Below are 25,433 nucleotides of genomic sequence, written 5' to 3'. Positions count from 1 at the left end.
GATGCCAACCTTGATCGATCAGCACAGTGATGCGCTTCTGGGCCAGAAGCGGTCACCGGTACGCTCATACCTGATGACCATTCCCGCAGGCTCACCCAGGTCCGCCGACCGGGTGACGGACGCGCCCCAATCCGCCGAGCAACCGGAATCAGCCGAGACGCTGCAGACCGAGACCGGGTCCGAACGCCGCGAGCGGTTCGAGCGCGACGCGCTGGAATTCATCGACCAGTTGTACGCGGCCGCGATGCGGATGACGCGCAACCCGGCCGACGCCGAGGACCTGGTGCAGGAGACCTACACCAAGGCGTACTCGTCGTTCCATCAGTTCACGCCCGGGACCAACCTGAAGGCCTGGCTCTACCGGATCCTGACCAACACCTACATCAACAACTACCGCAAGCGGCAGCGGCAGCCGCAGTTCTCCGACGGCTCCGACGTGGAGGACTGGCAGCTGGCGCGAGCGGAATCGCACACCTCGACCGGGCTCAAGTCGGCCGAGATGGTGGCGCTGGAGAACCTGCCCGATTCCGACGTCAAGGAAGCGCTGTCGGCGCTCGCCCCGGACTTCCGGCTGGCCGTCTACCTGGCCGACGTCGAGGGCTTCGCCTACAAGGAGATCGCCGAGATCATGGGTACGCCGATCGGCACCGTGATGTCGCGACTCAACCGCGGCCGCAAGCAGTTGCGCAATCGGCTGGAGGACTACGCCCGCGATCGCGGACTGTTGCATGAGCACAAGCACGAAGAGGAGGCCCGGGCATGACCGGCGATGACTGTGCTAGCGCGCTGTCTCGGCTGTACGAGTTCCTGGACCAGGAGCTCGAATCCGCCGATGCGGACGAGATCCGCCATCACCTCGCTGCCTGCGAGCCCTGCCTCGACACCTTCGACGCCGAAGAGGCGCTGAAGCGGCTGGTCCGCCGCGGCTGCAGCGGTGAGGCCGCGCCGGAACACCTGCGGGCCAAGGTGCTGAGTGTGATCCAGCGGTCGGTGACCGTCGAGGTCCGCAAGATCTGATCCGCGGCGGCCTAGATGATCATGCTGTACAGACCGTCGATGGAACTGTACGAGTCCTGGGCCGGAGCGGTGGCCGAGTTCGAGCGTCGGCACATCGACGGTGCGGGAATCTCCGACGGCGCGCCCGCCGATCTCGAGACCTGTCGTGACCTGATCGACAAGGCCCGGGTTAGCGCGGACACCAGCAAGCCACTGCCGGACGGCCGGGTGCATTGCGACTACTTCTGGATCACCGACATCGGGGGCGTGTCGGGATCTGCGGCGTCAGCGGAGTCAGCGGCGTTATCGGAGTCAGCGGCGTTAGCCGAGGTGGTCGGCTTCATCGCGCTGCGGCACGAACTCAACGATCTGTTGATGATCATCGGCGGACACATCGGCTACTCCGTACGGCCGTCCCGGCGACGGGAGGGCATCGCCCGAACCGCACTCGGCTTGGTGCTGCGCGAGGCCGAAGCACGCGGACTGGACCGGCTGTTGATCACCTGCGACGACGACAACGTGGCGTCCTACCGCACGATCGAGAGTTGTGGCGGAGTGCTGCAGGATGTCCGGGACCGGGCCGATCAGGGCTACGGTCTGGTCCGGCGCTACTGGGTCGAGCTGCCGGCGACTCGAGCTGAGCTGGGCCGGAGAACAGAACGGGAGACCGAGTGACTCGGTCTCCCGTTTCGATGCGCTCGCGCCTCAGGCGTTGGGGCGCTTGCCGTGGTTCGCGCCCTTCTTGCGGCGTGCGCGGCGCTTCCGTCCGGTCTTGCCCATCGGTATCACCTCAGTTTCTGCAATCCTGCTGTCTGGCCAGCAGGTCATTTTGCCATGCCGGGCCCGCTCGGCCCTAACTCGCGAAGATCTCGTCGATCTCCGCCCGCAGGCCGTCGTCGAGCTGGGCCAGCGCGTCCAGGGCGCCCATGTTCTCCTCGACCTGCTGGACCGACGATGCGCCGGTGATCACGGTCGACACCCGCGGATTGGCGGCGCACCAGGCGATCGCCAGCTGGGCGGTGGTCACGCCGAGGCGTTCGGCGATCGCGGCCAGCTTGCTCACCTTGGCGTTGACCTCCGGATCGGTCACCTGATCGCGTAGCCACTCGTAGCCGGGCAGGGCGGCCCGGCTACCCTCCGGCACCCCGTGCACGTACTTGCCGGACAGCACTCCGCTGGCCAGCGGGCTCCAGGTGGTCAGACCCAGACCGATGTCGTCGTAGAGCCGTGCGTACTCCTCCTCGACCCGGTCCCGGTGGAGGAGGTTGTACTGCGGCTGATCCATCACCGGCTTGTGCAGGTTGCGCTTGTCGGCGATCAGCCAGGCGGCGCGGATCTCGTCGGCCGACCACTCCGAGGTGCCCCAGTAGAGCGCCTTGCCGGCGGAGATCATGTCGCTCATCGCCCACACGGTCTCCTCGATCGGCGTGTCCGGATCCGGCCGATGGCAGAAGACGAGGTCGACGAAGTCCAGGCCGAGCCGCTCCAAGGACCCGTCGATGGCCTGCATCAGGTACTTGCGGTTCAGGGTGTTGCGCATGTTGATCATGTCGCCGTTGATGCCCCAGAACAGCTTGGTGGAGATCACGTACGAGTGGCGCTTCCAGCCGAGCTCGGCGATCGCCTGGCCCATGATCTGTTCCGACTTCCCGCCGGCGTACGCCTCGGCGTTGTCGAAGAAGTTCACCCCGGCCTCGGCCGCAGCCGTCAGGCAGTCCTTGGCCAGCGCGGTGTCGATCTGGTCGCCGAAGGTGACCCAGGATCCGAACGAGAGGGCGCTCACCTTGAGCCCCGAGTTCCCGAGTCGCCGGTACGGCATGGTGCGTGCAGCAGATTCAGTCATGATCGAAACGCTAGCGCCGCCCGCCTTCACTTGATCGGCTGGGTGATGTCGGGCTGCACCACACCGGGGGCGTCGGCGTCGACGAAGTAGTCCGAGCGCCGGGTGATGTCGCGGCCGTTGGGCACCTTGAGTGCCCGCAGGATGATCGTCACCACGACGGTGACGATCACGTTCAGCAGGAACGCGGTGAAGCCGATGTAGGCGGCTTGGCCCAGCAGCGGCATGGTCGCCAGTGAACTGCCGAAGTGCTTGACCGTACAGGCCGAGCAGTAGCCGTAGGCGACCACCGTCCCGTACACCATGCCGACCGCCCAACCCGCCAGCAGTGCCCAGCGATGGAACCACCGGGTGAACATGCCGAAGACGATCGACGGCAGCGTCTGCAGGATCCATACTCCGCCGAGCAGCTGGAAGTTGATCGCGTTCTGCTTGTCCAGCAGCAGCACGAACAACAGCGCGCCGACCTTGACGAACAACGAGACCAGCTTGGAGACCTTGGCCTCCTGCTTCGGGCTCGCATCCGGCTTGAAGAACTCGCGATAGATGTTGCGCGTGAACAGATTCGCTGCGGCGATCGACATGATCGCCGCCGGCACCAGGGCCCCGATCGCGATCGCGCCGAAGGCGATGCCGGCGAACCAACTCGGGAAATGATCATTGAACAGCTGAGGGATCACCAGCTGCGGGTTGACCTTGCCGTCCAGGCCGATCGGCTTCGTACCGGCCTTGATCGCGACATATCCCAACAGGGCAAGCAATCCCAGCAGCAACGAGTAGGCCGGCAGGATGGCTGCGTTACGCCGTCCGGTCCACCGCGTCTTCGAGCTGAGGGTCGCGGTCACACTGTGCGGATACATGAACAGCGCCAGCGCCGAGCCCAGCGCCAGGGTCAGGTAAGCCCAAGCCTGGTTGGCGTTCGGGATGAAGACCCCGGTCGGCTTGGCCGGATTCGTCGCGCTCGGTGAGGCCATCTTGTGCTGTGCCGCGTCGAAGATCCCGGTCCAGCCGCCCAGCTTGGCCGGCAGGTAGATCACCGCGACGATGATCACCAGATAGATCAGACCGTCCTTGACCACCGCGATCAGCGCCGGTGCCCGCAGCCCGGACGAGTAGGTGTACGCGGCCAGTACGGCAAAGGCGATCAGCAGCGGCAGGTCCCGGGCCAGCGCACTGCTGCCGCCGACACCGGCGACCTCGAGGACGGCCTGGATGCCGACCAGTTGCAGAGCGATGTACGGCATGGTGGCCAGGATCCCGGTGACCGCGATCGCCAGACTCAGCGCCTTGGTCTGATAGCGACCCTGGACGATGTCGGCCGTGGTCACGTACCCGTGCCGGTGGGCGACCGACCACATCCGGCCGAGGAAGAAGAAGATGATCGGGTACAAGACGATCGTGTAGGGCACCGCAAAGAAGCCGGAGACCGCACCGGTGGCCCACATCGCGGCCGGCACCGCGATGAAGGTGTAGGCGGTATAGAGATCACCGCCGAGCAGGAACCAGGTCACCCAGGTGCCGAAGGACTTGCCACCCAGACCCCACTCGTGCAGCGAGTCCAGATTTCCCTCGCCGCGGCGCCAGCGCGCGGCCCGGAATCCCATCACCGCGACGATCACGAACAGTGCGGTGAGGATGATCAACTCGGTCCAGTTGACGTTGTGCATGATCGTTTACTCCTCGCCCTCGGAGTTGGCCACTTCATCCGGTGCGGGGTTGCCGGGCGGCGGTCCGGTCGGCGGCACCATGCCGGTCCGGGCCTCGTACTGCCGGGATTCGCGGCGCAGCAGGACGTAGGCCAGCCAGCAGAGTCCGGCGGCCAGGAACACCCAGAGCAGCTGGTACCAGTAGAAGAACGGGAAGCCGAAGAGCCGCGGCGCGTCCCGCGCGTAGGTCCAGGTCAGCAGCGGGATCACGATCGCCGCCGTCAGGATGGCGGCAACCACGATCTTGGTCGGGGTGATGCGCCAGCGCGGATCGTCGTCACGATCGTCCGCGGGTTCGTCGTCGATACCCATGGGGATCAGAACTATCATGCGGTTGCCCCGTTTGCCGGGATTCACCCGGCAGAAATCGTCAGCTGGTCGCCCCGGGCACGGGGAGTTTGGAGGCTCGGCCCATGCCGTCCATGTCGGAGGTCGTCGCCGAACACACCGCACTCTCCGACGATGACGTGCGCTGGCTGCGGGTGCTGCTGGAGGAGTGGCAGCTGCTGGCCGACCTGGCCTTCTCCGATCTGGTGCTGTGGGTGCCGGAGCCGGACGGCAACGTGTTCTGGGCGGCAGCGCAGGTGCGGCCGACGACCGGTCCGACCGCGTTGGTCGACGACGTGGTCGGCGACCTGATCGCGTACTCGCCGGAGCATCTGGTCTCCGAGGCGTTCCTGCTGGGCACCATCACCCAGACCAGCCAGGGCAAGCTGCAGGCCGGCATCCCGGTCGACGTGCACGCCATCCCGGTCGGCCATGACGGCCGGACCATCGCGGTGGTCGAGCAGCACACCAACCAGCTGGCCATCCGGACCGCCGGTGCGTTGGAGCAGACCTACCTGCAGTCGGCCTCCGAGCTGGCCCAGATGGTCACCGCCGGTGACTTCCCGTCCGCCGACGGAGGAGTGATGACCGGGCTCCGGGTAGGCGACGGGTTCATCCGTACCGACGCCGACCATGACGTGGTCTTCGCCAGCCCGAACGCGCTCAGCGCCTACCGCCGGCTCGGGCTGACCGGCGACCTGGTGGATCAGGACCTGACCGAGCTGACCCAGGATCTGGTCCCGGCCTCGGACGAACCGGTGCACGACTCGCTCAGCTCGGCGCTGGTCGGCCGACGGGCCCGGGAGATGGAGATCGAAGCGGGTACGGCGCACGTCACCATGCGGATCGTGCCGCTGACTCCGGGCGGCACTCGGACCGGCGCGATCGTGCTGTTGCGTGACGTCACCGACCTGCGGCGGACCGAACGGAAGTTGCTGAGCAAGGAAGCGACCATCCGGGAGATTCATCACCGGGTGAAGAACAATCTGCAGACGGTCGCCGCGCTGTTGCGGATGCAGGCCCGGCGGATCGACGCACCGCTGGCCAAGCAGGCGCTGAACGAGGCGATGTCGCGGGTGGCCTCGATCGCGATCGTGCACGAGACGTTGTCGCAGGCCTTCGACGAGATGGTCGACTTCGACAAGGTGGCCGATCTGATCTTGAAAATGGTCGGTGACGTGGCTGCCGCCGACGGCGCGGTCCGGGCCTACCGGAAGGGCAGCTTCGGGGTCGTCTCGTCCGGAGTCGCGGCCAACCTGTCGTTGGTGATGACCGAGCTCTGCCAGAACGCGGTCGAGCACGGGCTGGTCGGCGGCGACGGCGTCGACGGTGACGACGGCGACGACGGCGACGTGCTGACCGAGGTGCTCAACCCGGGGCGGAGCGACGAGTCGCCGCGGACCGGGGAGGTGGTGGTCGAGCCGACGGTCGGAGACGGTCGGCTGCGGATGGTGGTGATCGACAGCGGCCCCGGGCTGCCGGACGGGTTCTCGATCACCGACAGCCGCCGGAAGAGCCTCGGCTTGTCGATCGTCACCGGACTGGTCGGCGAACTCGGCGGCACCTTCGAGTTGAGCAACCGCACCGACGCCTCCGGCACCCGCGCGGTGGTCGATCTGCCCTGTCCGTGGAAGGAACGCTGACGCGTCTGCGCGCGGGCGCACAGAACGGGGCGAGGACACAGAAAAGCGCCGGCCGCCATTGGCCGACGCTCAAATAAAGTGAACGGTGTGCGTTTCAGGCGGTACGAATGCGAGATCGTGCGGCCCGGCGCTTCAGCGCACGCCGCTCGTCCTCGCTCATGCCACCCCAGACGCCGTGGTCCTGGCCGTTCTCCAATGCCCATTGCAGGCAGGCCTCGCGCACATCGCAACGACGGCAAACCTGCTTGGCCTCTTCGATCTGCAGAAGAGCCGGGCCGGTGTTCCCGATCGGGAAGAACAGCTCCGGATCTTCATCCAGGCAGGCAGCCTTGTGGCGCCAATCCATGGGCGTACTACTCCTCACATCTGGTCCAGATCCGCGGTTTCGCGGACAACATGATCGGGACCGGGCTTGCACGATCCGTGCCGTCCCCCGGTCCGAGCAACAACACTGTCAAGTATTTGACGAACGCACAAGGGGGGCGCCGCGTTGAGTCGCTCACATTTGGGCAGGTCACAGCCGGATTGTCGGCCGATTCGGGCTGGATCTAGGGTGGTCGTCGTGAATCGCCCCCAGGACCGTACGCCGCAGAGCACCGAGCCGGCCGGTGCCGCGGGCAGCGCCCGGCCGGCGCTGTGGGTCGCGGCGGGCGTGATGTGGTTCGAGGCGCTCGCGGTGATCGTGTACGGCGTACTGATCATCACCCGGATGACGAACGTGGCTGCCGGCGTCGGCTACGGGGTGGCCGGAATGCTGATAGCCTGGGGTGTTGCGCTCGCACTGGTCGGCCGCGGCATCGCGCTCGGCCGGCAATGGTCCCGCGGTCCCGCGGTCGCGCTGCAACTGCTGCATCTCCCGTTGGCTTGGGGATTCAAGGGCAGCATCGGCTGGTTGTCGGCGGCGCTGTTCGTGACCGCGGCGATCGTGCTGGTCTGCATCTTCCTGCCGGCATCCACCGCGGTCTTCACCGAGGGCCGCCGGTTGCCGGGCTCGGAGGCCGACAACCCTTCTCCGAAGGGATCGGGGCGCAAACAGTCCGGCCGGCCCGCCAAGCGTCGCTGACGAGCGCGCCGCGGCGCGAGCGGACGTCGTACGGGCGGATCGGCTCAGCGGCCGACGGTGGCCGACTGCAGGGTGTTCTCGGCGATGAAGTCGGTGTCGATCTGGTGGCCGAGGCCGGGCGCGGTCGGGACGATGACCACGCCGTGGTCGGCGATCACCTCGGGGATGATCACGTCCCGGGCGTAGTACTTGGCCGAGGCGGACACGTCGGACGGCAGGGTGAAGCCGGGCAGGCTGGAGATCGCCACGTTGGCGGCGCGGCCGATGCCGAATTCGTGCATGCCGCCGCACCAGACCGCGATGTCGTGCTGCTGGGCAACATCATGAGCGGCCAGCGCCGGTGTCAGACCGCCCATCCGGGACACCTTGATGTTGAGCACCCCGATCGCGTCGAGCGCGATCGCGGTCCGCAGGTCGTCGACGGTCTCCACGCTCTCGTCCAGGCACACCGGCGTGTTGATCTTGGCCTGCAACCGAGCGTGGGAAGCGAAATCGCGGGGCGCGAACGGCTGTTCGATCATGGTCAGCGCACAGTCGTCCAGGGCGGTCAGCGCGGCCAGATGATCTTCGCTGTCGGTGTAGATCCCGTTCGCGTCCACATGCAGATCAAGATCACCGAAACGCTCCCGGACGGCCCGTACCGGCTCGACGTCCCAGCCCGGGGCGATCTTCAACTTCACCCGCGGATACCCCGCGTCGGTGTGCCGACGAACCTGCTCGAGCAGATCGTCGATGGTCGGTTCGATGCCGAGCGAGACTCCGGCGACCACGCGGTCCCGGGTGCCGCCGAGGGCACGGGCCAGCCCGACGCCCTCGACCAGTGACCACAACGCCCAGACCGCCATGTCCACGCCGGCCTTGGCGAACGGGTTGCCGCGGACTTTCGCCCAGGTCCCGGCGGCCTCGGCCGGATGCTGCCATGTGGTCCCGATCAGCCCCGGCAGCAGATACTTCTCGGTGATCGTCCAGCAGGTGTCGGTCGTCTCCGGGCAGTAGAACGGTCCGCTGGGGGAGGCGATCTCCCCCCAGCCGATCGCGCCGTCCCGATCATGGAGCTCGATCAGGATGTGTTCCAGGTAGCTCTTCTGATGCGAGCTGGTCCGGAATTCGTGCACCAGCGATTGCCGGACCCGGTGCATCCGAGCGCTGACGACCTGCATGGGAGCTCTCCTCACACCTCGTCGAACTGCTTGAGGACATAGAAAGCGGTGCTGCCGACAGCTCGGCAGGAGACGGCCTGGTAGCCGTCGTCGAACGCCTCGGTGAAGAATTCGCCGACGGCCTGGGCGATGTCCGCCGCCGCCCTGGGCCGGTGCTCACGCAGATGATCGATCCTGGCCGGCACCGGCAACAGCAGTCGGTCGCCGTCGGTGATCGGTCGGCCCCAGACCGCGCTCTCCTCGGTCGGAAGATCAGCTTCGCCATGATCGACTGCGGCGGCCGCGGTGCCGGTCCGAACGCTCGCGGGGAGATCGTCGAGATCCCAGTTGATCAACACCCGGTCGGTGCCCGGTTCGTCGTACAGGTCCGGATAGAAGGCGATTCCGCGGGCGCCGAGCACGTCCAGGTTGAAGTGTGCGTTGCGAGTCAGCAGCGGATCGTAGGCCCAGCGCATCGACGTCACCCCGGAACGCAGCGCGACCTCACGTTGGGCCAGCTTGAGTTGCCGGCCGAGTCCCTGACCCTGCAGATCCGTGGCGACAACCGCGGCTTGTGAGTAGTGGTAGGTGCTGAGCTGATCGGTGCCGAGGAAGCCGAACGTGAAGCCGACCAGTCGGTCGTTGTTGTCCAGAGCGCCGATCACCGAACCGCCGTTGCTGCTCAGCCCGGCCAGCAGCCGCGGGTTGACTCCGTACGCCGGATGGTCGTAGCCGAAGACCGAGCGATACAGCGCCGCGGCCTGCTGCCGCTGCTCCGCCGTCCGCAGAGTGATGATCTTGATGTCCAGTTGGTCGGCATCGGTCACGGCAATCGGATCCTCGCGCTCTCCACCTCGGCCTCCTGCCGCACCCGACGCAGGAAGGACTTGGTCCGTTCGTGTTGGGGATGCAGCAGCACCTCGGCCGGCGGTCCCTGCTCGACCACCACACCGGCGTCCATGAACACCACCCGGTCGGCGACCTCGTTGGCGAACGCCATCTCGTGGGTGACGACGATCATGGTCATCCCGGCCGAGGCCAGGTCGCGCATCACCGCGAGCACCTCGCCGACCAGCTCGGGATCGAGCGCGGAGGTCGGTTCGTCGAACAACATCAGCTCCGGTCGCATCGCCAACGCGCGGGCGATCGCCACCCGCTGCTGCTGGCCGCCGGACAACTGGGACGGGTAGTAGTTGGCGCGATCGGCCAGCCCGACCCGATCCAGCAGGGCCATCGCCTCGGTGATCGCGGTCTTCTTCGACAGCCCCTTGACCTGCCGCGGCGCCTCGATCACGTTCTCCAGTGCCGTCTTGTGCGGGAAGAGGTTGAAGCGCTGGAACACCATGCCGATCTTGGCGCGCTGCCGGGCGATGTCGCGATCGTTGCGGGTGTACAACTTGCCGTCCCGTTCGGTGAAGCCGAGCAGTTCGCCGTCGAACCAGATCCGTCCGCCGGTCAGCTTCTCCAGCTGATTCACCAACCGGAGCAGGGTTGTCTTGCCGGATCCGCTCGGTCCGAGCAGACAGATCACCTCGCCGCGGGACACGTCGAAGTCGATGCCCTGCAGCACCTGGTGGCTGCCGAAGTGCTTGATCACGTTCACCGCGTGCACCAGGGGTGCTGAGCTCGTCGACGTACTCAATGTGCACTCCCTGCTCGCAGCGCCGCGGTGGCCTTGGGGGCGGCGGAGCCGCCGAAGCCACGGCCGAACCGGCGTTCCAGATAGGACTGGCCGATCATCAGGATGCTGGTGATGATCAAGTAGTAGACGATCGCGGCCATGTAGGCCGGTACGAACTCGTACGTGCGGTTGCCGATCGCCTGTACCTGAACGAAAAGCTCCATGGTGACCGAGCCCATGCCGCCGAGCAGCGAGGTGTCCTTCATCATCGCGATGGTCTCGTTGCCGGTCGGCGGCACGATCACCCGCATCGCCTGCGGCAGCACGATCCGCCGCATGGTTCTGGTCCGGCTCAACCCGAGCGCCTCGGCGGCCTCGTACTGACCTCGGTCGACGCTGAGGATGCCGGCCCGGGCGATCTCCGACATGTACGCCGCCTCGGAGGCACCGAGGCCGATCACCGCGCCGACCAGACCGCCGAAGATCACGTTGGCGTTGAAGTGAGCGAACCGAAGATCACCATGCAGGCCGAGGAAGTTCATGATCACCCAGTCGAACGGAACCCCCAGGGAGATGCCGTCGGGGAAGATCAATCCCATCGCCGCACCCATGAACACCAGCAGCACGTAGCGCGGGATGGAACGGAACACCCAGGCGTAGAACCAGGCCACGCCCTTGAGGATCGGGTTGTCCGACAGCCGCATCACCGCCAGGATGACGCCGCCGACGATGCCGATGATCATGGTCAGCAGGGTGACCAGCAAGGTCCCGACCAACAGGCCCTGGATCACCGGGGTCTGGTTCATCACCTCCAGCACCAGCCGCCAGTTGAAGGCCGGGTTGAAGATCATCAGGTTCAGGAACATCGCGGCCAGCACGATCACGACGGCGGCCAGCACCCAACGGCCGTAGTGCCGGACCGGGACCGCCTCGATGATCCCGGGACGTGAGGCCGTGGGCTGTTGTTCGGAGGAACTCATGATCACTGACCGATCAGCTGGTCGGGTTCACCTGGAAGTCGGAGATGCCGCCGGACTCGATGCCCCATTTCTTCAGCGCGGCGTCGTAGCCGCCGTCCTGCTTGACTTCCTTGAGTGCTGCGGCCAGCGCGTCGGCGAACTGGGTCTCGTCCTTGGGCACGACGTAACCGTAGGGGGCGGAGTCGTAGACGTCACCGAGGGTCTCCAACTTGCCACCCGACTGCTTCACCGCGTACTGGGTGACGGGGGAGTCTGCCAGCATCGCGTCCGCGCGGCCGCTGACCACCGCGGCGGTGGCTTCGTTCTGGCCGGTGAACCGGAGGATCTTGATCTTGTTCGCACCGCACTTCTTCTGCCGGGCAGGAAGATCATCGGTGTCCTGTACGGTGGCCCGCTGGACCGCAATGGTCTTGCCACAGGCGTTGTCCGGCTCGACCTTCTTCGGGTTGCCCTTGGCGGTGGCCCATTGGGTGCCGGCGTTGTAGTAGCTGATCATGTTGACCTGCTTCATCCGGTCGGCGTTGATGGTGAAGGACGAGACGCCCACGTCGTACTTGCCGCCGTTGACGCCGATGATGATCGAATCGAAGTTGGCGTTCTGCCACTCGGTCTTCACGCCGAGCTTGGCCGCGACCGCGTTGAACAGGTCCACGTCGGCGCCCTGGATGGTCTTCCCGTCGCCGGCGAAGAACTCGTTCGGTGCGTAACTGGCGTCGCTGCCGATGACGATCTTCTTGCTCTGTTTGATCTTGTCCGGCAGCTTGTCGAAGAGTGCCTGATCGGCCTTCTGACTCGGCTGCGAAGAGGTCTTGCCGGCCGGCTCGCCGCTCAACGAGTTGGAACCGCAGGCGGCCACGGCCAGCGTGGTGGCCGCCGCGAGTGCGACCGCCCCCATCTTGTACTTGAGTTTCACGTCGTGCTCCTTGTCATTCGCCCCGATCAACCGCTGCGAACCCGTCCGACCGGATCCATCCGCCGGGGCTGCTTGCTCGCCCGACACCGTAAACGGCCGATCGCAGTACCGGCCAAGGCTGGTATCTGATCAGACCCGTGTTGCCATCAAGTTTCAGCCCTCCGGCTACGTCGCGTAGCCAGTTCTGATTCTGGGCTAGTTCAGCGCAACCGCGCCCGCGCCGGCCGACGGGCGCGCCACGAAATGGGTGGGCGCCCGGAACCCGGCCCGGTCGAACGCATCGGCCACCTCGGCCGCCACCTTGCCCGCCGTCTCCCGCGGCACCAGCGCGATGATGCAGCCGCCGAATCCGCCGCCGGTCATCCGGGCGCCGATCGCCCCCGCCGACCGGGCGGTCTCGACGGCCAGATCGACCGTCGGCACGGTGATCTCGAAGTCGTCACGCATCGAGGTGTGAGAGGCGTCCAGCAGCGGCCCGAGCCGGGCGAAGCGTTCGGTCACCGGCAGGGTGTCGTCGGCCAGGATCGCCTTGGCCTGCAGCACTCGCTCGTTCTCCGTCACCACGTGCCGGACGCGCTTGCGCATCAACTCGTCGGGCAGCTGCTTCAGTGCCTCGCCCAGATCCTCCACGTCGCGCAGGGCCGGCACGTCGAGGACGGCGGCCGCTCGTTCGCAGGTTCCCCGGCGCTCGGCGTACTCGCCGTCGACGTGGGTGTGCGGGGTGCGGGTGTCGATCACCAGCAACTCCAGCCCGGCGGCGTCGAGATCCAGCGGCACCTGCTGGTAGGCGTGCGTGCGACAGTCCAGGAAGAGCGCATTGTTCTCGGTGCACAGGGTGGAGGCGGCCTGATCCATCAAACCGGTGGGTGCGCCGACGAACTCGTTCTCGCAGCGACGGGCGAGCACCGCGCGCTCCAGCAGCGGCACCTCGAGCCGGTAGAGATCCACCAGCGCGGTCAGCACCGCGCACTCCAACGCGGCCGAGGAGGACAGGCCGGCGCCGACCGGCACGGTCGAGCTGATCGTCAACTCCGCCCCGGCGACCGGATGCCCGGCCTCGCGCAACGCCCAGACCACCCCGGCCACGTACGCCTGCCAGCCCTGCATGCCGGGAACCAGCTCCTCCGCGCCGAAGCCCACCTGTTCGTCGACGTTGGTGGAGTAGACGGTCCAGGTCTCCTCCGGGCGCGGTGTCGCGGCGACCAGGGTCCGTTCGGCGAGCGCGAACGGCATCACGAAGCCGTCGTTGTAGTCGGTGTGCTCGCCGATCAGGTTGACTCGGCCCGGTGCCGCCCAGACGCCGGACGGCGGATGCCCGTATTGCCGCTTGCTGACTCGAAGCAGTTGCTGGATTTGGTCCACCGGCACATCCTGTCAGACCGGCCCCTAAGGTGAATCGCATGCTTGCCGCCTACGCAGCCCGGATCGACGCCGATCAGCCGCTCGCCGCGTTGGAGGTCGGCGACCTCGAGGTCGCTTCGACTCCTGGTGGGGCGCTCGTCCCGGGCGACTGGGTGGAGGTCGAGGTCCGTGCCGCCGCGTTGAATCACCACGACCTGTTCTCGTTGCAGGGCGTCGGTCTGCCGGCCCGGGCCTGTCCGATGGTGCTCGGCTGCGATGCGGCCGGGGTCACCGCCGACGGCGACGAGGTGCTAGTACATGCGGTGATCAACGATCCGTCCTTCACCGGCCCGGACAGCACCGCCGATCCGCGGCGAAGCCTGCTGTCGGAGCGTTACCCCGGCACGTTGGCGGAACGGGTCCGGGTGCCGCGGACGAATCTGATCGCCAAGCCCGCCGAGCTGTCGTTCGCCGAAGCGGCCTGTCTGCCGACGGCCTGGCTCACCGCGTATCGGATGCTGTTCACCCAATCCGGGCTGCGGCCAGGCAACACCGTGCTGACTCAGGGTGCCGGCGGTGGCGTCGCCACCGCGTTGGTGCTGCTGGCCCGGCACGCGGGGCTGCGGGTCTGGGTCACGTCGCGGTCGGCCGAACGCGGCGAACGCGCGGTGCGGCTCGGCGCCCACGCCTGGTTTCCCTCCGGCGAGCGGCTTCCGGAACGGGTGGACGCGGTGATGGAGTCGGTCGGTGCCGCCACCTGGTCGCATTCGATCAACTCGCTGAAGCCCGGCGGTGCCGTGGTGATCTGCGGTACGACGTCGGGTGCCGAACCCGCGAAGGCCGAGTTGACCAAGATCTTCTTCAAGCCGCTGCGGGTGATCGGATCCACGATGGGCACCCAGGACGAGCTGACCGACCTGGTCTCCATGCTCGTCTCGACCGGCCTGCGTCCGGTGATCGACAGCACGTACCCGCTGGCCGACGCTCGGGACGCCTTCGCCCGGTTGGAGTCGGGCGCAGCCTTCGGCAAGGTCGTGCTCGCGGCGGAGTGATGATCCGCTGCCGGATTCGGTGCGTACCTGCGGCGTTGGTTACCCGTGCGCAGCGCAAGATCGGTTGGACGAAGAAGAGGGCACGTGACACAGCGGTTCAACCCGCCTCCAGGCTGGCCACAGCCACCGAAAGGCTGGAAACCACCTCATGACTGGCAGCCGCCGTCTTCGTGGCCGCCCCCGCCGCCCGGATGGCAATTCTGGGTGAAGAAGCGAGAGGGTCGCGGTAAGTGGATCGGAATAGCCGCAGCCGTCGGCATCTTCGCTCTCGTGATCGGGGTGGCTACACACGATCGATCGGGACACCAGGGCGCGGCGGCCACGGTCGTCGATTCGCCGACGCCCAGCGGACACTCCGCTCGTTCGAACGAAGCCCGGGCCGCGACAGTCGGGCTGATTGATCCCTCGACGAACGGCCTCACGTCTGATCAATTGGATCAGGCATCTGCGCAGGCCGGATGGCTCATGCAGCGGGAGGATCTCAACTTCAGATACAGCGGTGCGACCGAGTTGCGAACCCTCGCGGCCGATTACAGCGAACTGGGCGTTGGCGGCCGAAAGGTTCCCGCCCGTCTCCGGGAAGCGGCCAGGTTGATGGCGAAGGGTGCGAAGGCAGCCGATCAGCGGCGCTATCAGACCGCCCTGAACGACTACGCCAAGGCCGCTGCCAAGCTCAACACCGTGCCCGCGCTGCTGCGATCCGACGTACGGAATTCGGAGCGGTCCACCGGTGCGCGGATGAGTCCCCGACCCGGCGCGGAGAACGCACAGTACGGCGATCTGTTTCCGGTCGAGACCAAGACCCGTGAAGTCACGGTGAAGGCCTGGATCGATGGCGACACCGAAAAGAGCACCAAATCCGGTGGCGGGGCCTATCCCGGATCCACCGGGCCTCGTTGCTATGCACCGGGAGGCAAGACCTGGAAGCCCTGCTAACTCTTGCCGCCGGGGTGAAGTGGGCCCGCGCTGCCGGGACCGCTTCCGCTGAAGCGCGCCGGTGACAGATGGTGATTGCTCACGCCGCGAGGTCGGTGTTGTTTCGTGCGGTGATGTTGAACAGCACTTCGACGCAGTTGGCCAGGTTGAATCCTTCGCCGCCGCCGGGCGGGAAGACCCGGTGGGCGTCGGGGTGGTTGGTGTGGGTGATGTGGCCGTAGCGGCGGCGGAGTTCTTCCTGTTGTTCGCACAGTGCTGCTTGTTCGGTCTGGTACTCGGCCATCTGTCGGTCTCGGTCCCGTGCGGCGTTGTCCCAGGCTCTGCCGGTGGGCGCGCGGCCCTCGGCGTCGAGGATGGGTTGCCACGGGCTGGGCGCGCCGAGGTCGTGAACGGTGGGGATGATCGGGGTCCGGTCGGGTCGGGTGAACCGCCAGCGGACGGTGCAGGTGGGTTCGTCGCAGCCGGTGATGGTGATTTTGTGTTCGTGGACGACGGTGTGGTGCCACGGGCATAGCAGGATCAAGTTCTCCAGGTCGGTGTTGCCGCCGGCGAGCCAGGAGGTGCGGTGGTGGGCTTGGAGTCGGCGGGTGCGGGGACAGCCGGGGTATTGGCAGCAGCCGTCGCGGATCGCCAGGGCACGGCGTTGTGCTCGGGTGACGAGGCGTTGGCTGCGGCCGACGGCCAGGGGTTCGCCGAGGTTGTTGATGATGATGCCGAGGATTCGGGCATCGCAGAGGGTTCGGTGGGCGGTGGCGGGATCGATGGCGCCGCCGCCGCGGACTCGGCAGGTCGGTGTCGGCGCTTCCGCGGAAGCGTCGTCGATCGTGCCGGGAGGGGTGTCCGCTTCCGCAGAAGCGCCATCGGCGGACGTGGTGCGGTCAGCGGATCCTTCTGCGGCGACCGTTGGCTGATCGCCACCGTCGGTCTGGAGGGCGGTGGCGTTGATTTCCAGAACGACCAGGGTGCGGTCCTCACCGGATCGGTCTTCGGGTCGGGAGGCCAGGTAGTGGGTGGAGATCTCGGACATCGCCTCGACCCGGGTGCGTTGTACCGCTTCGCGGCGCTCGTCGTCGACGTAGCGGCGCCGTCCGTGTTGATCGTGGTCGGGTTGATCGTCGTCGGGTTCGACGTCGCCGCATTGCGCGTCGGGTGGCCGGTTGGCGTCGATGGCTGCTTGCAGGGCGGTGGTGACGGCGGCGCCGGCTTCGGCGGGAAGGACCGCGGACAGGTGGAGGTTTCCGGCCTCGTCGGTCCACCAGGAGACGCGGTGTCTGGTGCGTTGTTCTTCGGCGGTTCCGGCGGCGGCACGGTAGCCGCGCAAGGTGCGGCCCAGTTGTGACGCGGTGGTCTGCCGGGCGAAGTCGATCAGTCGCTGCTCGGCGTCGGGTCTGCTGTCCCACCCGGTCTCGAGATGCGGCTCATCGGCCGCCGGGGCCCGATCGTCGGTGACTTGGTCTGAGGCTTCGACGCCCCACGACGACGGATCCGACGGGTCGGCAGAGTCGGACGGGTCGATGCGGTCGACCAGCCGGGTCATCTCTCGTACCTTGGAGTAGCTGAGTTCTCCGGTCGCGAATCTGGCCCGGGTGTGCGGCATTCGGCGCAGTGCCCGGGCGATCCGGACGTACTCCCGGGAGGTGACCGGGGCAATCGAACAGGCCCAGGCCACCCAGTGTGCGGTGGAGTCGATGCCGGCCCAGAACCGGACGGCGTTGGTGGCGTCGAACTGGCCGACCAACTCCAGGAACATCGCCATCCGGACCGACACCTCGCCGGAAGCCGCCATCGTCTGTGCGGCCAACGCCTCGGCCTCCTCCGCGGTGCACTCCCGCACTCCGGGTTCAAGATCAACTACTACGGTCATCACGTCCCCTTCAGACCCCGTTATCTGCAAGGAAGACGCTAAACACGACCACCGACAGTCCATGCCGGCCAAGGCGGCGGGCCGGCGGATTCGGAGCCCCCTCGCCGGCAGACTGCGGATCAGGGTCGCTGTGGGAAGCCCTCGGCACGGATCTGCCAACCCTGGTTGGGGAATCCTGGATGCCCCGATCGTTGCTGAGCCGACCCGGCGCCGGTGATCATCAGCGCGACCGCCGAGAGCAGGCCGCCGTTGCCGGGGAGGTAGAGCGGCAGGCGGGTCGGATGCTGGCAGTTGTGCCCGTTGGCCAGGTAGCGATTGCGCGGGGCCTGCCGGGTCAGCGCCTCGACGGCCCGATCCGGGTCACCGAGGCGGGTCGCGGTCATCGCGATCATGGGGTAGTCCCAGCCCCAGGTGAGGTCCCAGTCCCACTCCCGATCGATGAAGTCGAGGGTGCTACGCATGACGTCCGGGTCGACCAGGCCGGTCTCGGGGACCAGACCGAGCGCACCGACCATGGACGGATGATCGCCGAGCTCGGTACGGGGTGGAGCAGCCGATCCCGGCGCGGCGCCGACGGCCGCGTAATGATCGTGCTGGATCGGCAGCGGAGCAAGATCGACAAGCAACGCGTCCCACCCGGTTTCGCGTTCCAGGCCACGAAGTTCGCGCCAGGTCTGGGCCGTCCGCAGACCCCAGGCGAAGTAGCAGAGCTCGAACGGGGGATCCCAGACCTCCTCCGGCTGATACCGCTCCTGCGCCGGCATGGTGGCCGGTGGCAGATGAACCAGCCCGTCCGGAGTGCGGTACAGATAGCCGGCGATGAAGCGTGCAGTCTGTTCCACCAACTCGCCGTAGCGATCCAGCACCGCCGGCTGCTCGGTGGGCCGCGCCAGTCTGATCAACTCGGCGAAGTGGATCGGATGGGGCTGCTGCCAGACCAGCAGCGGTCCGATCACGTTCGGCGACTCGCGCCCCTCGGGGCCGATGTGTTTGGGCCACCGTACGCCCGGAAACCCTTGCCTGGCAGCGATCTGACGCGCTACCGGCAAGATGGACCGATACCAGTCCAGGCTCCGTTCCAGCAGCTCCGGGCGTCCCCAGCTGGCAAAATGCGCCGCGTGCCACCAATGCATCTCCAGGTGGAACTTGCCGGCCCAGGAATTCTGGGTCAGTCCGGTCTCGGCCGGCGGCAGCGAGCCGGCCGACTGGGTCCGGGTCAGGTATTGCGACAGCACGATCCGGCGTTCCAGCTCGTGGGCCCGAGGATCCGTGCAGCCGGAGAGATCAACGGCGGCGCCACTGGTCCAGAAGTCCCGCCAGCCGGCCGCCGATGCCTCGAACACGTCTGCGGTCCGCGGCAGGGGAGTGCGTTCGGTCGACCGGTCGCGATCGGTGGGAGCGGCGGCCACGATCACCTCGAGCACCGGGCCGTCCGCGGTGATCCGGTATCGGTGAACACCGACGTCCTCCAGCCGGGCGCCGGGGGAGGTCGCCAGGTCGACGGTGTAGCCGGTGCCGTCGAGTCGCCGATCGAGGCGGGCGGTGGTCCGCCCGTCGACGGGCGCGTCGAGGGTCAGTTCGGTGTGGTGGCGCTCGGGATGCCGCCAGTCCGCGGTGTCGGCAAACGTGTCCGAGGCCCCGGGAAAGCTGAGTACGAGCGTCGCCCGGCCGTCGGTGAGTTGCTCCGATTCGATCTTGAACGCGAGCAGATCCCGATCCGGATGACAGGCGGTCGTGACGCGGAAATCCGTACCCTGGAAGGAGAATCGGCTGACCACGGTCCCCGACCACAGGTCCAGCTGCTGATCGACATCGGTCAGCCGGGAGTGCAATCCGGCGGCCGCCAGCGGCTCGTCGTCGGCCGCCGCGCGCAGTTCCAAACCGAGGCGGAAGAGGTCGAGCCGTTGCGGATTGACCCACAGGTAGTAGCCCGGCAGCTCGTCCTGCGTGAGCTCGGCTGGGGGCCGATCGAAGTCGTACGCGACCGGGTAGTCGATCACTCCGTGCGGCGTCCGGTACGGACGCATGACATCCGCCAAGTCCCAGCCGTCGGGATTGGACATCTCGTGAAATCCCCACTGGGCTTGGGTATGCAGCCCCATCGCGGGTCGGTTCTCGGCCCGTGCGGCGACCTCGTCGTGCAGCGCGGTCAGCGTCTGCAGCCCGGTCACGTCCATGGTGTACGCGAACTCGCCGTTGCCGACGGTGAGCGCGGTGAGTGCGTCGGGTGCGGTGAGCCGTACGTTGTGCCGGCTGACCACCGCATGCCGGTCGATCATGAGGTCTCCATCGAATCGAGACGGGTTCTCGGTGGGCGTCAGCTTCTCGTGAGCGTCAGCGAGAGACTAACCGTCCAGATGATCATGGTCAATCGTTTGCACAACCGGGTTCACGGCAGGGGCCGGCTTTGCTAGCATCTTGGTGAGCAAACGATTGCTCAACTTCTCGTGACGCTATGGAGCATGATCATGACCGAAGTCGATCGTCCGCTGAGCGGCGTCCTGGTGCTCGATTTCAGCCAGTTCCTGGCTGGTCCCGTGGCGGCCATGCGGTTGGCCGATCTCGGCGCCCGGGTGATCAAGATCGAGCGTCCGGTGGTCGGCGACATCGGCCGGCAGTTGGCGTTCGCCGGCCGCCGCGCCGACGGTGACACGATCTCCTTCCACGCGATGAATCGCAACAAGGAGGGCATCACCGCCGATCTGAAGGACGCAACGGATCTTGCCCGGGTCAGCGACCTCGTCGCACGCGCCGACGTGATCATCGAGAACTTCCGGCCCGGAGTCATGCGGCGGATCGGGCTGGACTACGAGCAGGTGAGCAAGCTCAATCCGCGGCTGATCTACGCGTCCGCCACCGGCTACGGCGAGGAAGGCCCCTGGCAGGACCGTCCGGGTCAGGATCTGCTGGCCCAGTCGCTGTCCGGGTTGCCCTGGTTGAGTGGCTCGGCCGACGACGGGCCGGTGCCGTTCGGGCTGTCGATCGCCGATCACCTGACCAGCTGTCATCTGGCCGAGGGCGTCACCGCGTTGCTGTTCCGGCGCGGACGGACCGGCCGGGGCGGTCTGGTGCAGACCAGCCTGCTGGAAGCGATGCTCGACCTGCAGTTCGAGCTGCTCAGCACCAAGCTCAACGACGATCAGGGACCCGGTCCGATCACCGTCCGGCGCGGTGGTCGGCACTCCGCGCACGCGTTCCTGCCGGCACCGTACGGGACCTACCCGACGCGGGACGGCTATCTCGCGATCGCGATGAATCCCGTTGACCGGTTGGGCAAACTGCTGGACATCGCCGAGCTGGCGGGCTGCACCGACCCGCAGCAATGGTGGGACGATCAAGATCAGATCGAGGAGCTGCTGGCGGCTCGGTTGCGGACCGAGACCACCGAACACTGGCTGGCGATTCTGGACCCCGCCGACGTCTGGTGCGCGCCGGTGCTCACCCTGGACGAGCTGATTGATCATGAAGGATTTTCTGCGGCGCGGATGACCCAGCAGATCAGCCGATCCGGCGACCTGACCGAACACGGCGAGACCCTGCGGCTGCACACCACCCGCAGCCCGATCCGAGTCGACGGCGAGCTGCTCACCAGCAATCGGCCGGCACCGAAGCTGGGCCAGCACGACGCCGAGATCGATCGCGAGTTCGGCCTGTCCGACGGCCGTTAGGCTGCCGCCATGTCCGCGACGTTGAGCGACGTGGCCGCCCGAGCAGGGGTGTCGATCTCCGCCGCCTCCCGGGTGCTGTCGCGTGCGCCGTCGACCCGGGTGCGACCGGAGACTCGGGACCGGATCGAGACCGCCGCCCGAGATCTCGGCTATCGGCCGAACTTCGCCGGTCGGGCGCTGAAGCTGGCGCGATCGGACGTGCTCGCCATGATCGTCCCGGATCTGACCAACCCGCTCAACTCCGAGCTGCTGCGTGGCGTCGACGAGGCCGCAACCCAGAACGACTACCTGATGCTGCTCGGGCGCTCGGAGGACGTCGGCGGCGCCATGATCGGCCGGCTGATCGGCGAGGGCCGGGTGGACGGAATCCTGTTGCAGACAGGCGATGACACCCGGCCCGAGGACGTTCGGGAGCTGCTGGGGCAGCGGGCGCCGGTGATCTTCATCAACTCCGTCGAGGCCGGCCACGCCGGTTCGGTGACCTTGCCGAACGCGGCCGCTGCCGCCGTCGCCACCCGGCATCTGCTGCAGCTCGGACACACCAAGATCGCTCTGGTCGGCGGTCTACCGTCGGTCTTCACCTCCGCCGACCGGGAGTCGGGCTACCGGGCGGCGATGGCCGATGCAGAGGTCGCCGTACGCGGCCCGTGGCTCACCCGACTGGGCTACACCGCCGAACAGGGACGCCGAGGGCTGCGCAGGCTGTGGCGGCTGAAACGTCGTCCCACCGGCGTCGTGGTCGGCAACCTGAACGCGGCCATCGGGGTGCTCGCCGAAGCACGGGCGATCGGCGTCGCGGTGCCGGACGAGCTTTCGGTGGTGGCGTTGCACGACGCCTGGACCGCGGAGCAGACCGCGCCCGCGCTGACCTGTGTGCGGATGCCGATGTACGACCTGGGCCGGACCGGGGTCGAGTTGTTGCTGGACAAGCTCCGTGGCACCGACGTGGGCAATGTCATGATCAACAGCGAACCCGAGCTCGTCGTCCGCCATTCCACCGCACCAGCAGCGGACCGCGATTTCGTGACCAGCAAGGAGTGACCAACCGATCATGATCATCATCGATGCCCACCAGCATGTCTGGGACCGGACCAGGAGCCGGTACGCCTGGCTGTCGGCCGATGCGATGGGGCCGCTGCGCCGCGACATCGGACTGGCCGAGGGGCTGCGGCACCTGGATGCCGCCGGCATCGACGGCACCGTCCTGGTGCAGGCCGACGACACCCTCGCCGACACCGAGCTGATGATCGAGACCGCCGCGGACCCGCGGGTGCTGGGGGTGGTCGGCTGGGTGCCGCTGGATCGCCCGGACGAGGCGCAGCAGTTGATCATGGATCGGTCTCCGCTGCTGGTCGGCATCCGCAATCTCATCCATGACCGTGCGGATCCGAACTGGCTGCTGACCGACCCGGTCGATCGCGGGCTCGCGGTGTTGGAACGAGCGGGGCTGCCGCTGGACGTACCGGCCGTACTGCCCCGACATCTGGAGGTGATCATCGAGGTCGCCGACCGGCATCCGGAGTTGATCATCGTCATCGACCACCTGGCCAAGCCACCGATCGGCCTGACCGAGCGAGAACCGTGGTGGACGCTGATCGGCGAGGTCGGCCGGCGGACGAACGTGCTGGCAAAGGTTTCCGGACTGTACGCCGCCGGTGACGATCCGGCCGGCTGGACCGCGGACCAGTTGACACCGTACGTGGATCGCGCGCTGGAGGTGTTCGGCACCGATCGGCTGATCTACGGGGGCGACTGGCCGGTGGCGATCATCGGCGGTGACTACGAGCGGACCTGGCCGGCCGTCCGGGGGTGTCTGGATCGGCTCAGCGAACTCGAGCAGGCTGCGATCCTGGGCGGCAACGCGATTCGCTGGTATCGGTTGGATCCGCTACGGGTGGACGCCGCGGTCGCCGCCCGATCTGCGGCCGCAGGAATCCGGAAGTGATCATGGCCGGGGACGACGGTCGGCCCGAATTGCGGTTGGATCCGGGTTATCTCCCGGTGCTGCCGAGCAGACCGCGTCCGATCGTGATCCTGGGCGCCGGCGGTATCGTCGCCGACGCACATCTGCCGGCCTACCGTACAGCGCAGTATCCGGTGGCCGGGATCGCGGACGTCAAGATCGACAAGGCCGCGAAGCTGGCGGCCGAGTACGACATTCCAGCGGCGTACGGCAGTGTCGCCGAGGCGATCGCGGCCGCACCGCCGGATGCGGTATTCGATCTTGCGCTGATGCCGGAGCACTACGTGGCGACCCTGCAGCAGTTACCGGACGGGGCACCGGTGTTGTTGCAGAAGCCGATCGGCAACCGCTGGTCGGACACGCTGGCGATCATGGACGTGGTCCGGCGCAAGTCGCTGCTGGCCGCGGTGAACACCCAGTTGCGGTTCGCGCCGTACGTGACCGCAGCCCGCCGGGCGATTGCCGCCGGTGAGATCGGCGAGTTGTACGACCTGGAGATCGTGGTCGAGGTGAACACGCCGTGGGAGTACTTCCCGGCGGTGCTGGGCCTGGATCGGCTCGAGATCAACATGCACAGCATCCATTACCTGGATCTGATCCGCAGCTTTCTCGGCGATCCGGATTCGGTCTCCTGCAGCACGGTCCGGCATCCGGCCAAGCAGCATGCCAACTCCCGTACCGCGATCATCCTGCATTACGGTGACCGGCCGGTGCGAGCGCTGATCAGCACCAATCATGATCATCTGTACGGTCCCGAGCACGAGCAGAGTTTCATCAAATGGGAAGGCACCCGCGGCGCGATCCGGGCCGAGATGGGTGTGCTGATGGACTATCCGAAGGGGCGGGCCGACTCGCTGAAGATCATCCGTACCGATGATCTTGGAAGTGGCTGGCAGTCGATGCCGTTCGAGGGCAGCTGGTTCCCGGACGCGTTCATCTGGTCGATGGGGGTGCTGCAACGCCACGTCACCGGCGAGCTGGACACGCTGCCCACCGGGATCGACGACGTCTTCAAGACCATGGCGCTGGTGGAGGCAGCCTACGCTTCCGACGCGACCGGCGGGATCCGACCGCACGACGGTGCCGGCGTCGGCCCGGACTGACGCTACGCACTTTCCTTGCTGGGCAGGGAAGTAGGCACCACGTCGGCCATCGTGCGGCAACCGCGCAGCGGGGAGCGGAGCAGCGGCAGCACGGCCAGCAGTCCGACACAGGCCGCGACGGCGATGGTGATGCGGGTGCCCCAGAGTTCGGCCGCGACGCCGCCGAGCAGCGCACCGGCCGGCCGGATGCCGTAGTTGATCGAGGAGAAGGCGCCGGCGATGCGGCCGCGCATGTGATCGGGCGTGACCTTGACCAGCACGGTGTTGATCGTGATGTCGTACAGCATGATGCCGCCGGTGATCAGGAAGGTGCAGCCGGCATACAAGATGATCTTGGTCGCGTTCGACGCTGCGGCCGGGGTCAGCACCAGCGGCAGGAACGGCAGCGAGAACAAGATCGACCCGATCATCGTGGTCGGGAACAGCCCGATACGGGACGACACCCGGCCCGCGAGCAACGCTCCGATCAACGCACCGGTGGCACCGATCCCCTGGGCGGTGCCGATGGCCGCCGGAGTGAGGCCGAGACTGCGGGTGGCGAAGACCAGCACGATCGCCAGAATCGCGAAGTTGGCAAGGTTCATGCAGGCGGTGCACCACAGCGTGGTTGACTGCCAGCGGTCACGCAGCAAGGTTCGCAGCCCGTCCAGAGCGTCGCCGAGGATGCGTTGGCGACTGACCTGCGGTTTCGGCTCGGTCACCCGCAGCCGCGCGAGCGTGGCTGCCGAGACCAGATAGGAACCACAGTCGACGATCAGTGCCAGCGGGGCACCGAGGGCCTGGATCAGCCAGCCCGCGGCCGGCGGGCCGGCCAATCCGGTCGCCGACCGTGCGGTCGAGTTGAGTGAATTCGCGGCCATCACGTCGTCGGTGTCGATCACCCGGACGAAGAAGGTCACATACGCAGTTTGTGACACCACCGCGGCCAGACCGACCAGGATCGCGACCATGATCAACTGACCGAATCCCAACCGGTGCAGGACGAACGCCACCGGGATGGTAGCCAGCAGCAGCGCCCGGCAGAGGTCAGCGGCCACCAGCACCAGCCGCTTGGTCCGGATCCGATCGACCAGGGTGCCGATCGGCAGTGCGAACAGGTACGGGATCCAGCTCGCCGCGGTCAGCAGCCCCAGCTGCCAGGCGGGCGCATGCAACAGCATGATCGCGATCATCGGCAGCGCGAGCGCGGTCACCTGATCGCCGAACATCGACACCGACTCGCCGGACCACAGGCGGGCGTAGCGCGGATTACGCCGCAGCAACTTCCACATGATCGGT

At 67.2% G+C, this 25,433-nt stretch carries 25 protein-coding genes; 11 read left to right on the top strand and 14 right to left on the bottom strand.

Annotated features, from left to right (window positions below; translation table 11 throughout):
- Positions 1 to 73 precede the first annotated feature (73 nt).
- From FOE78_RS15395 to FOE78_RS15385, 3 genes are read left to right on the top strand one after another with little or no spacing between them, the layout of a single operon-like run.
- Complete coding sequence (locus FOE78_RS15395) at positions 74 to 763, top strand: sigma-70 family RNA polymerase sigma factor (protein WP_143987087.1); 690 nt, start codon at positions 74 to 76, stop codon at positions 761 to 763.
- Complete coding sequence (gene rsrA, locus FOE78_RS15390; RefSeq protein WP_143987086.1) at positions 760 to 1,017, top strand: mycothiol system anti-sigma-R factor; 258 nt, start codon at positions 760 to 762, stop codon at positions 1,015 to 1,017. Before FOE78_RS15395 ends, rsrA begins: the two co-directional genes overlap by 4 nt.
- 39 nt (positions 1,018 to 1,056) lie before the next feature.
- Positions 1,057 to 1,671 carry a GNAT family N-acetyltransferase gene (locus FOE78_RS15385; protein WP_210414608.1) on the top strand — a complete coding sequence of 205 codons (615 nt, stop codon included), beginning with the start codon at positions 1,057 to 1,059 and terminating at the stop codon, positions 1,669 to 1,671.
- Between the two features lie 30 nt (positions 1,672 to 1,701).
- Here the strand turns inward: FOE78_RS15385 and FOE78_RS24815 are convergent, their stop codons facing one another.
- From FOE78_RS24815 to FOE78_RS15370, 4 genes are all read right to left on the bottom strand, one after another.
- A complete protein-coding gene (locus FOE78_RS24815) occupies positions 1,702 to 1,776 on the bottom strand; it encodes a 50S ribosomal protein bL37 (protein ID WP_369797015.1) in 75 nt (24 codons plus the stop codon).
- Positions 1,777 to 1,849: 73 nt separating this feature from the next.
- Positions 1,850 to 2,839 carry a potassium channel beta subunit family protein gene (locus FOE78_RS15380; RefSeq protein ID WP_210414607.1) on the bottom strand — a complete coding sequence of 330 codons (990 nt, stop codon included), beginning with the start codon at positions 2,837 to 2,839 and terminating at the stop codon, positions 1,850 to 1,852.
- Between the two features lie 26 nt (positions 2,840 to 2,865).
- The gene (gene mctP / locus FOE78_RS15375; RefSeq protein ID WP_143987084.1) at positions 2,866 to 4,503 is read right to left on the bottom strand and encodes a monocarboxylate uptake permease MctP; all 1,638 of its coding nucleotides are present in this window, start codon (positions 4,501 to 4,503) and stop codon (positions 2,866 to 2,868) included.
- A gap of 6 nt (positions 4,504 to 4,509) precedes the next feature.
- A complete protein-coding gene (locus tag FOE78_RS15370) occupies positions 4,510 to 4,872 on the bottom strand; it encodes a DUF3311 domain-containing protein (RefSeq protein ID WP_228265843.1) in 363 nt (120 codons plus the stop codon).
- A gap of 83 nt (positions 4,873 to 4,955) precedes the next feature.
- On the opposite strand from FOE78_RS15370, the gene FOE78_RS15365 reads away from it, so the two are divergent.
- A complete protein-coding gene (locus FOE78_RS15365; RefSeq protein ID WP_143987083.1) occupies positions 4,956 to 6,512 on the top strand; it encodes a sensor histidine kinase in 1,557 nt (518 codons plus the stop codon).
- A gap of 94 nt (positions 6,513 to 6,606) precedes the next feature.
- Here the strand turns inward: FOE78_RS15365 and FOE78_RS15360 are convergent, their stop codons facing one another.
- Positions 6,607 to 6,858 carry a WhiB family transcriptional regulator gene (locus tag FOE78_RS15360; RefSeq protein WP_143987082.1) on the bottom strand — a complete coding sequence of 84 codons (252 nt, stop codon included), beginning with the start codon at positions 6,856 to 6,858 and terminating at the stop codon, positions 6,607 to 6,609.
- 216 nt (positions 6,859 to 7,074) lie between these two features.
- Between FOE78_RS15360 and FOE78_RS15355 the strand changes: the two genes are divergently transcribed.
- A complete protein-coding gene (locus FOE78_RS15355; protein WP_143987081.1) occupies positions 7,075 to 7,575 on the top strand; it encodes a hypothetical protein in 501 nt (166 codons plus the stop codon).
- Between the two features lie 44 nt (positions 7,576 to 7,619).
- Here FOE78_RS15355 and menC read toward each other — a convergent pair whose 3' ends face one another.
- From menC to galK, 6 genes are all read right to left on the bottom strand, one after another.
- Positions 7,620 to 8,735 carry an o-succinylbenzoate synthase gene (menC, locus tag FOE78_RS15350; RefSeq protein WP_143987080.1) on the bottom strand — a complete coding sequence of 372 codons (1,116 nt, stop codon included), beginning with the start codon at positions 8,733 to 8,735 and terminating at the stop codon, positions 7,620 to 7,622.
- An 11-nt stretch (positions 8,736 to 8,746) separates the two neighbouring features.
- A complete protein-coding gene (locus FOE78_RS15345) occupies positions 8,747 to 9,541 on the bottom strand; it encodes a GNAT family N-acetyltransferase (RefSeq protein ID WP_143987079.1) in 795 nt (264 codons plus the stop codon).
- Positions 9,538 to 10,356 carry an amino acid ABC transporter ATP-binding protein gene (locus tag FOE78_RS15340; RefSeq protein ID WP_143987078.1) on the bottom strand — a complete coding sequence of 273 codons (819 nt, stop codon included), beginning with the start codon at positions 10,354 to 10,356 and terminating at the stop codon, positions 9,538 to 9,540. The genes FOE78_RS15345 and FOE78_RS15340 overlap by 4 nt, the downstream gene beginning before the upstream one ends.
- The gene (locus tag FOE78_RS15335) at positions 10,353 to 11,315 is read right to left on the bottom strand and encodes an amino acid ABC transporter permease (RefSeq protein WP_143987077.1); all 963 of its coding nucleotides are present in this window, start codon (positions 11,313 to 11,315) and stop codon (positions 10,353 to 10,355) included. The genes FOE78_RS15340 and FOE78_RS15335 overlap by 4 nt, the downstream gene beginning before the upstream one ends.
- 13 nt (positions 11,316 to 11,328) lie before the next feature.
- A complete protein-coding gene (locus FOE78_RS15330; protein ID WP_210414606.1) occupies positions 11,329 to 12,228 on the bottom strand; it encodes an ABC transporter substrate-binding protein in 900 nt (299 codons plus the stop codon).
- 195 nt (positions 12,229 to 12,423) lie between these two features.
- The gene (gene galK / locus FOE78_RS15325; protein WP_143987076.1) at positions 12,424 to 13,590 is read right to left on the bottom strand and encodes a galactokinase; all 1,167 of its coding nucleotides are present in this window, start codon (positions 13,588 to 13,590) and stop codon (positions 12,424 to 12,426) included.
- Between the two features lie 38 nt (positions 13,591 to 13,628).
- Between galK and FOE78_RS15320 the strand changes: the two genes are divergently transcribed.
- Positions 13,629 to 14,621, top strand: a complete 993-nt coding sequence (locus FOE78_RS15320) for a zinc-binding dehydrogenase (protein ID WP_143987075.1) — start codon at positions 13,629 to 13,631, stop codon at positions 14,619 to 14,621.
- A gap of 84 nt (positions 14,622 to 14,705) precedes the next feature.
- Positions 14,706 to 15,557: a hypothetical protein gene (locus tag FOE78_RS15315; protein WP_143987074.1), complete on the top strand. Its 852-nt coding sequence runs from the start codon at positions 14,706 to 14,708 to the stop codon at positions 15,555 to 15,557.
- A 79-nt stretch (positions 15,558 to 15,636) separates the two neighbouring features.
- Here FOE78_RS15315 and FOE78_RS15310 read toward each other — a convergent pair whose 3' ends face one another.
- Positions 15,637 to 17,421 (bottom strand): HNH endonuclease signature motif containing protein, encoded by a 1,785-nt coding sequence (locus FOE78_RS15310; RefSeq protein WP_168207541.1) that lies wholly within the window; start codon positions 17,419 to 17,421, stop codon positions 15,637 to 15,639.
- A 119-nt stretch (positions 17,422 to 17,540) separates the two neighbouring features.
- Positions 17,541 to 19,700, bottom strand: a complete 2,160-nt coding sequence (locus tag FOE78_RS15305) for a hypothetical protein (protein ID WP_143987072.1) — start codon at positions 19,698 to 19,700, stop codon at positions 17,541 to 17,543.
- A 183-nt stretch (positions 19,701 to 19,883) separates the two neighbouring features.
- Here FOE78_RS15305 and FOE78_RS15300 point away from each other — a divergent pair, with 183 nt between their 5' ends.
- From FOE78_RS15300 to FOE78_RS15285, 4 genes are read left to right on the top strand one after another with little or no spacing between them, the layout of a single operon-like run.
- Positions 19,884 to 21,089, top strand: a complete 1,206-nt coding sequence (locus FOE78_RS15300) for a CaiB/BaiF CoA transferase family protein (RefSeq protein ID WP_210414605.1) — start codon at positions 19,884 to 19,886, stop codon at positions 21,087 to 21,089.
- A 9-nt stretch (positions 21,090 to 21,098) separates the two neighbouring features.
- Positions 21,099 to 22,130, top strand: a complete 1,032-nt coding sequence (locus FOE78_RS15295; RefSeq protein ID WP_143987071.1) for a LacI family DNA-binding transcriptional regulator — start codon at positions 21,099 to 21,101, stop codon at positions 22,128 to 22,130.
- A 10-nt stretch (positions 22,131 to 22,140) separates the two neighbouring features.
- Positions 22,141 to 23,034, top strand: a complete 894-nt coding sequence (locus tag FOE78_RS15290) for an amidohydrolase family protein (RefSeq protein ID WP_143987070.1) — start codon at positions 22,141 to 22,143, stop codon at positions 23,032 to 23,034.
- A 2-nt stretch (positions 23,035 to 23,036) separates the two neighbouring features.
- Complete coding sequence (locus FOE78_RS15285) at positions 23,037 to 24,155, top strand: Gfo/Idh/MocA family protein (RefSeq protein WP_143988823.1); 1,119 nt, start codon at positions 23,037 to 23,039, stop codon at positions 24,153 to 24,155.
- 2 nt (positions 24,156 to 24,157) lie between these two features.
- Here the strand turns inward: FOE78_RS15285 and FOE78_RS15280 are convergent, their stop codons facing one another.
- On the bottom strand, positions 24,158 to 25,426 hold the full coding sequence (locus FOE78_RS15280; protein WP_143987069.1) for an MFS transporter: 1,269 nt from the start codon (positions 25,424 to 25,426) through the stop codon (positions 24,158 to 24,160).
- Positions 25,427 to 25,433 lie beyond the last annotated feature (7 nt).

Source organism: Microlunatus elymi (assembly GCF_007362775.1).
In the GTDB taxonomy this organism is placed as follows: Bacteria; Actinomycetota; Actinomycetes; order Propionibacteriales; family Propionibacteriaceae; genus Microlunatus; species Microlunatus elymi.
The sequence above is the reverse complement of the archived record's forward strand: the minus strand, read 5'-3'. Positions and strand labels throughout refer to the sequence as shown.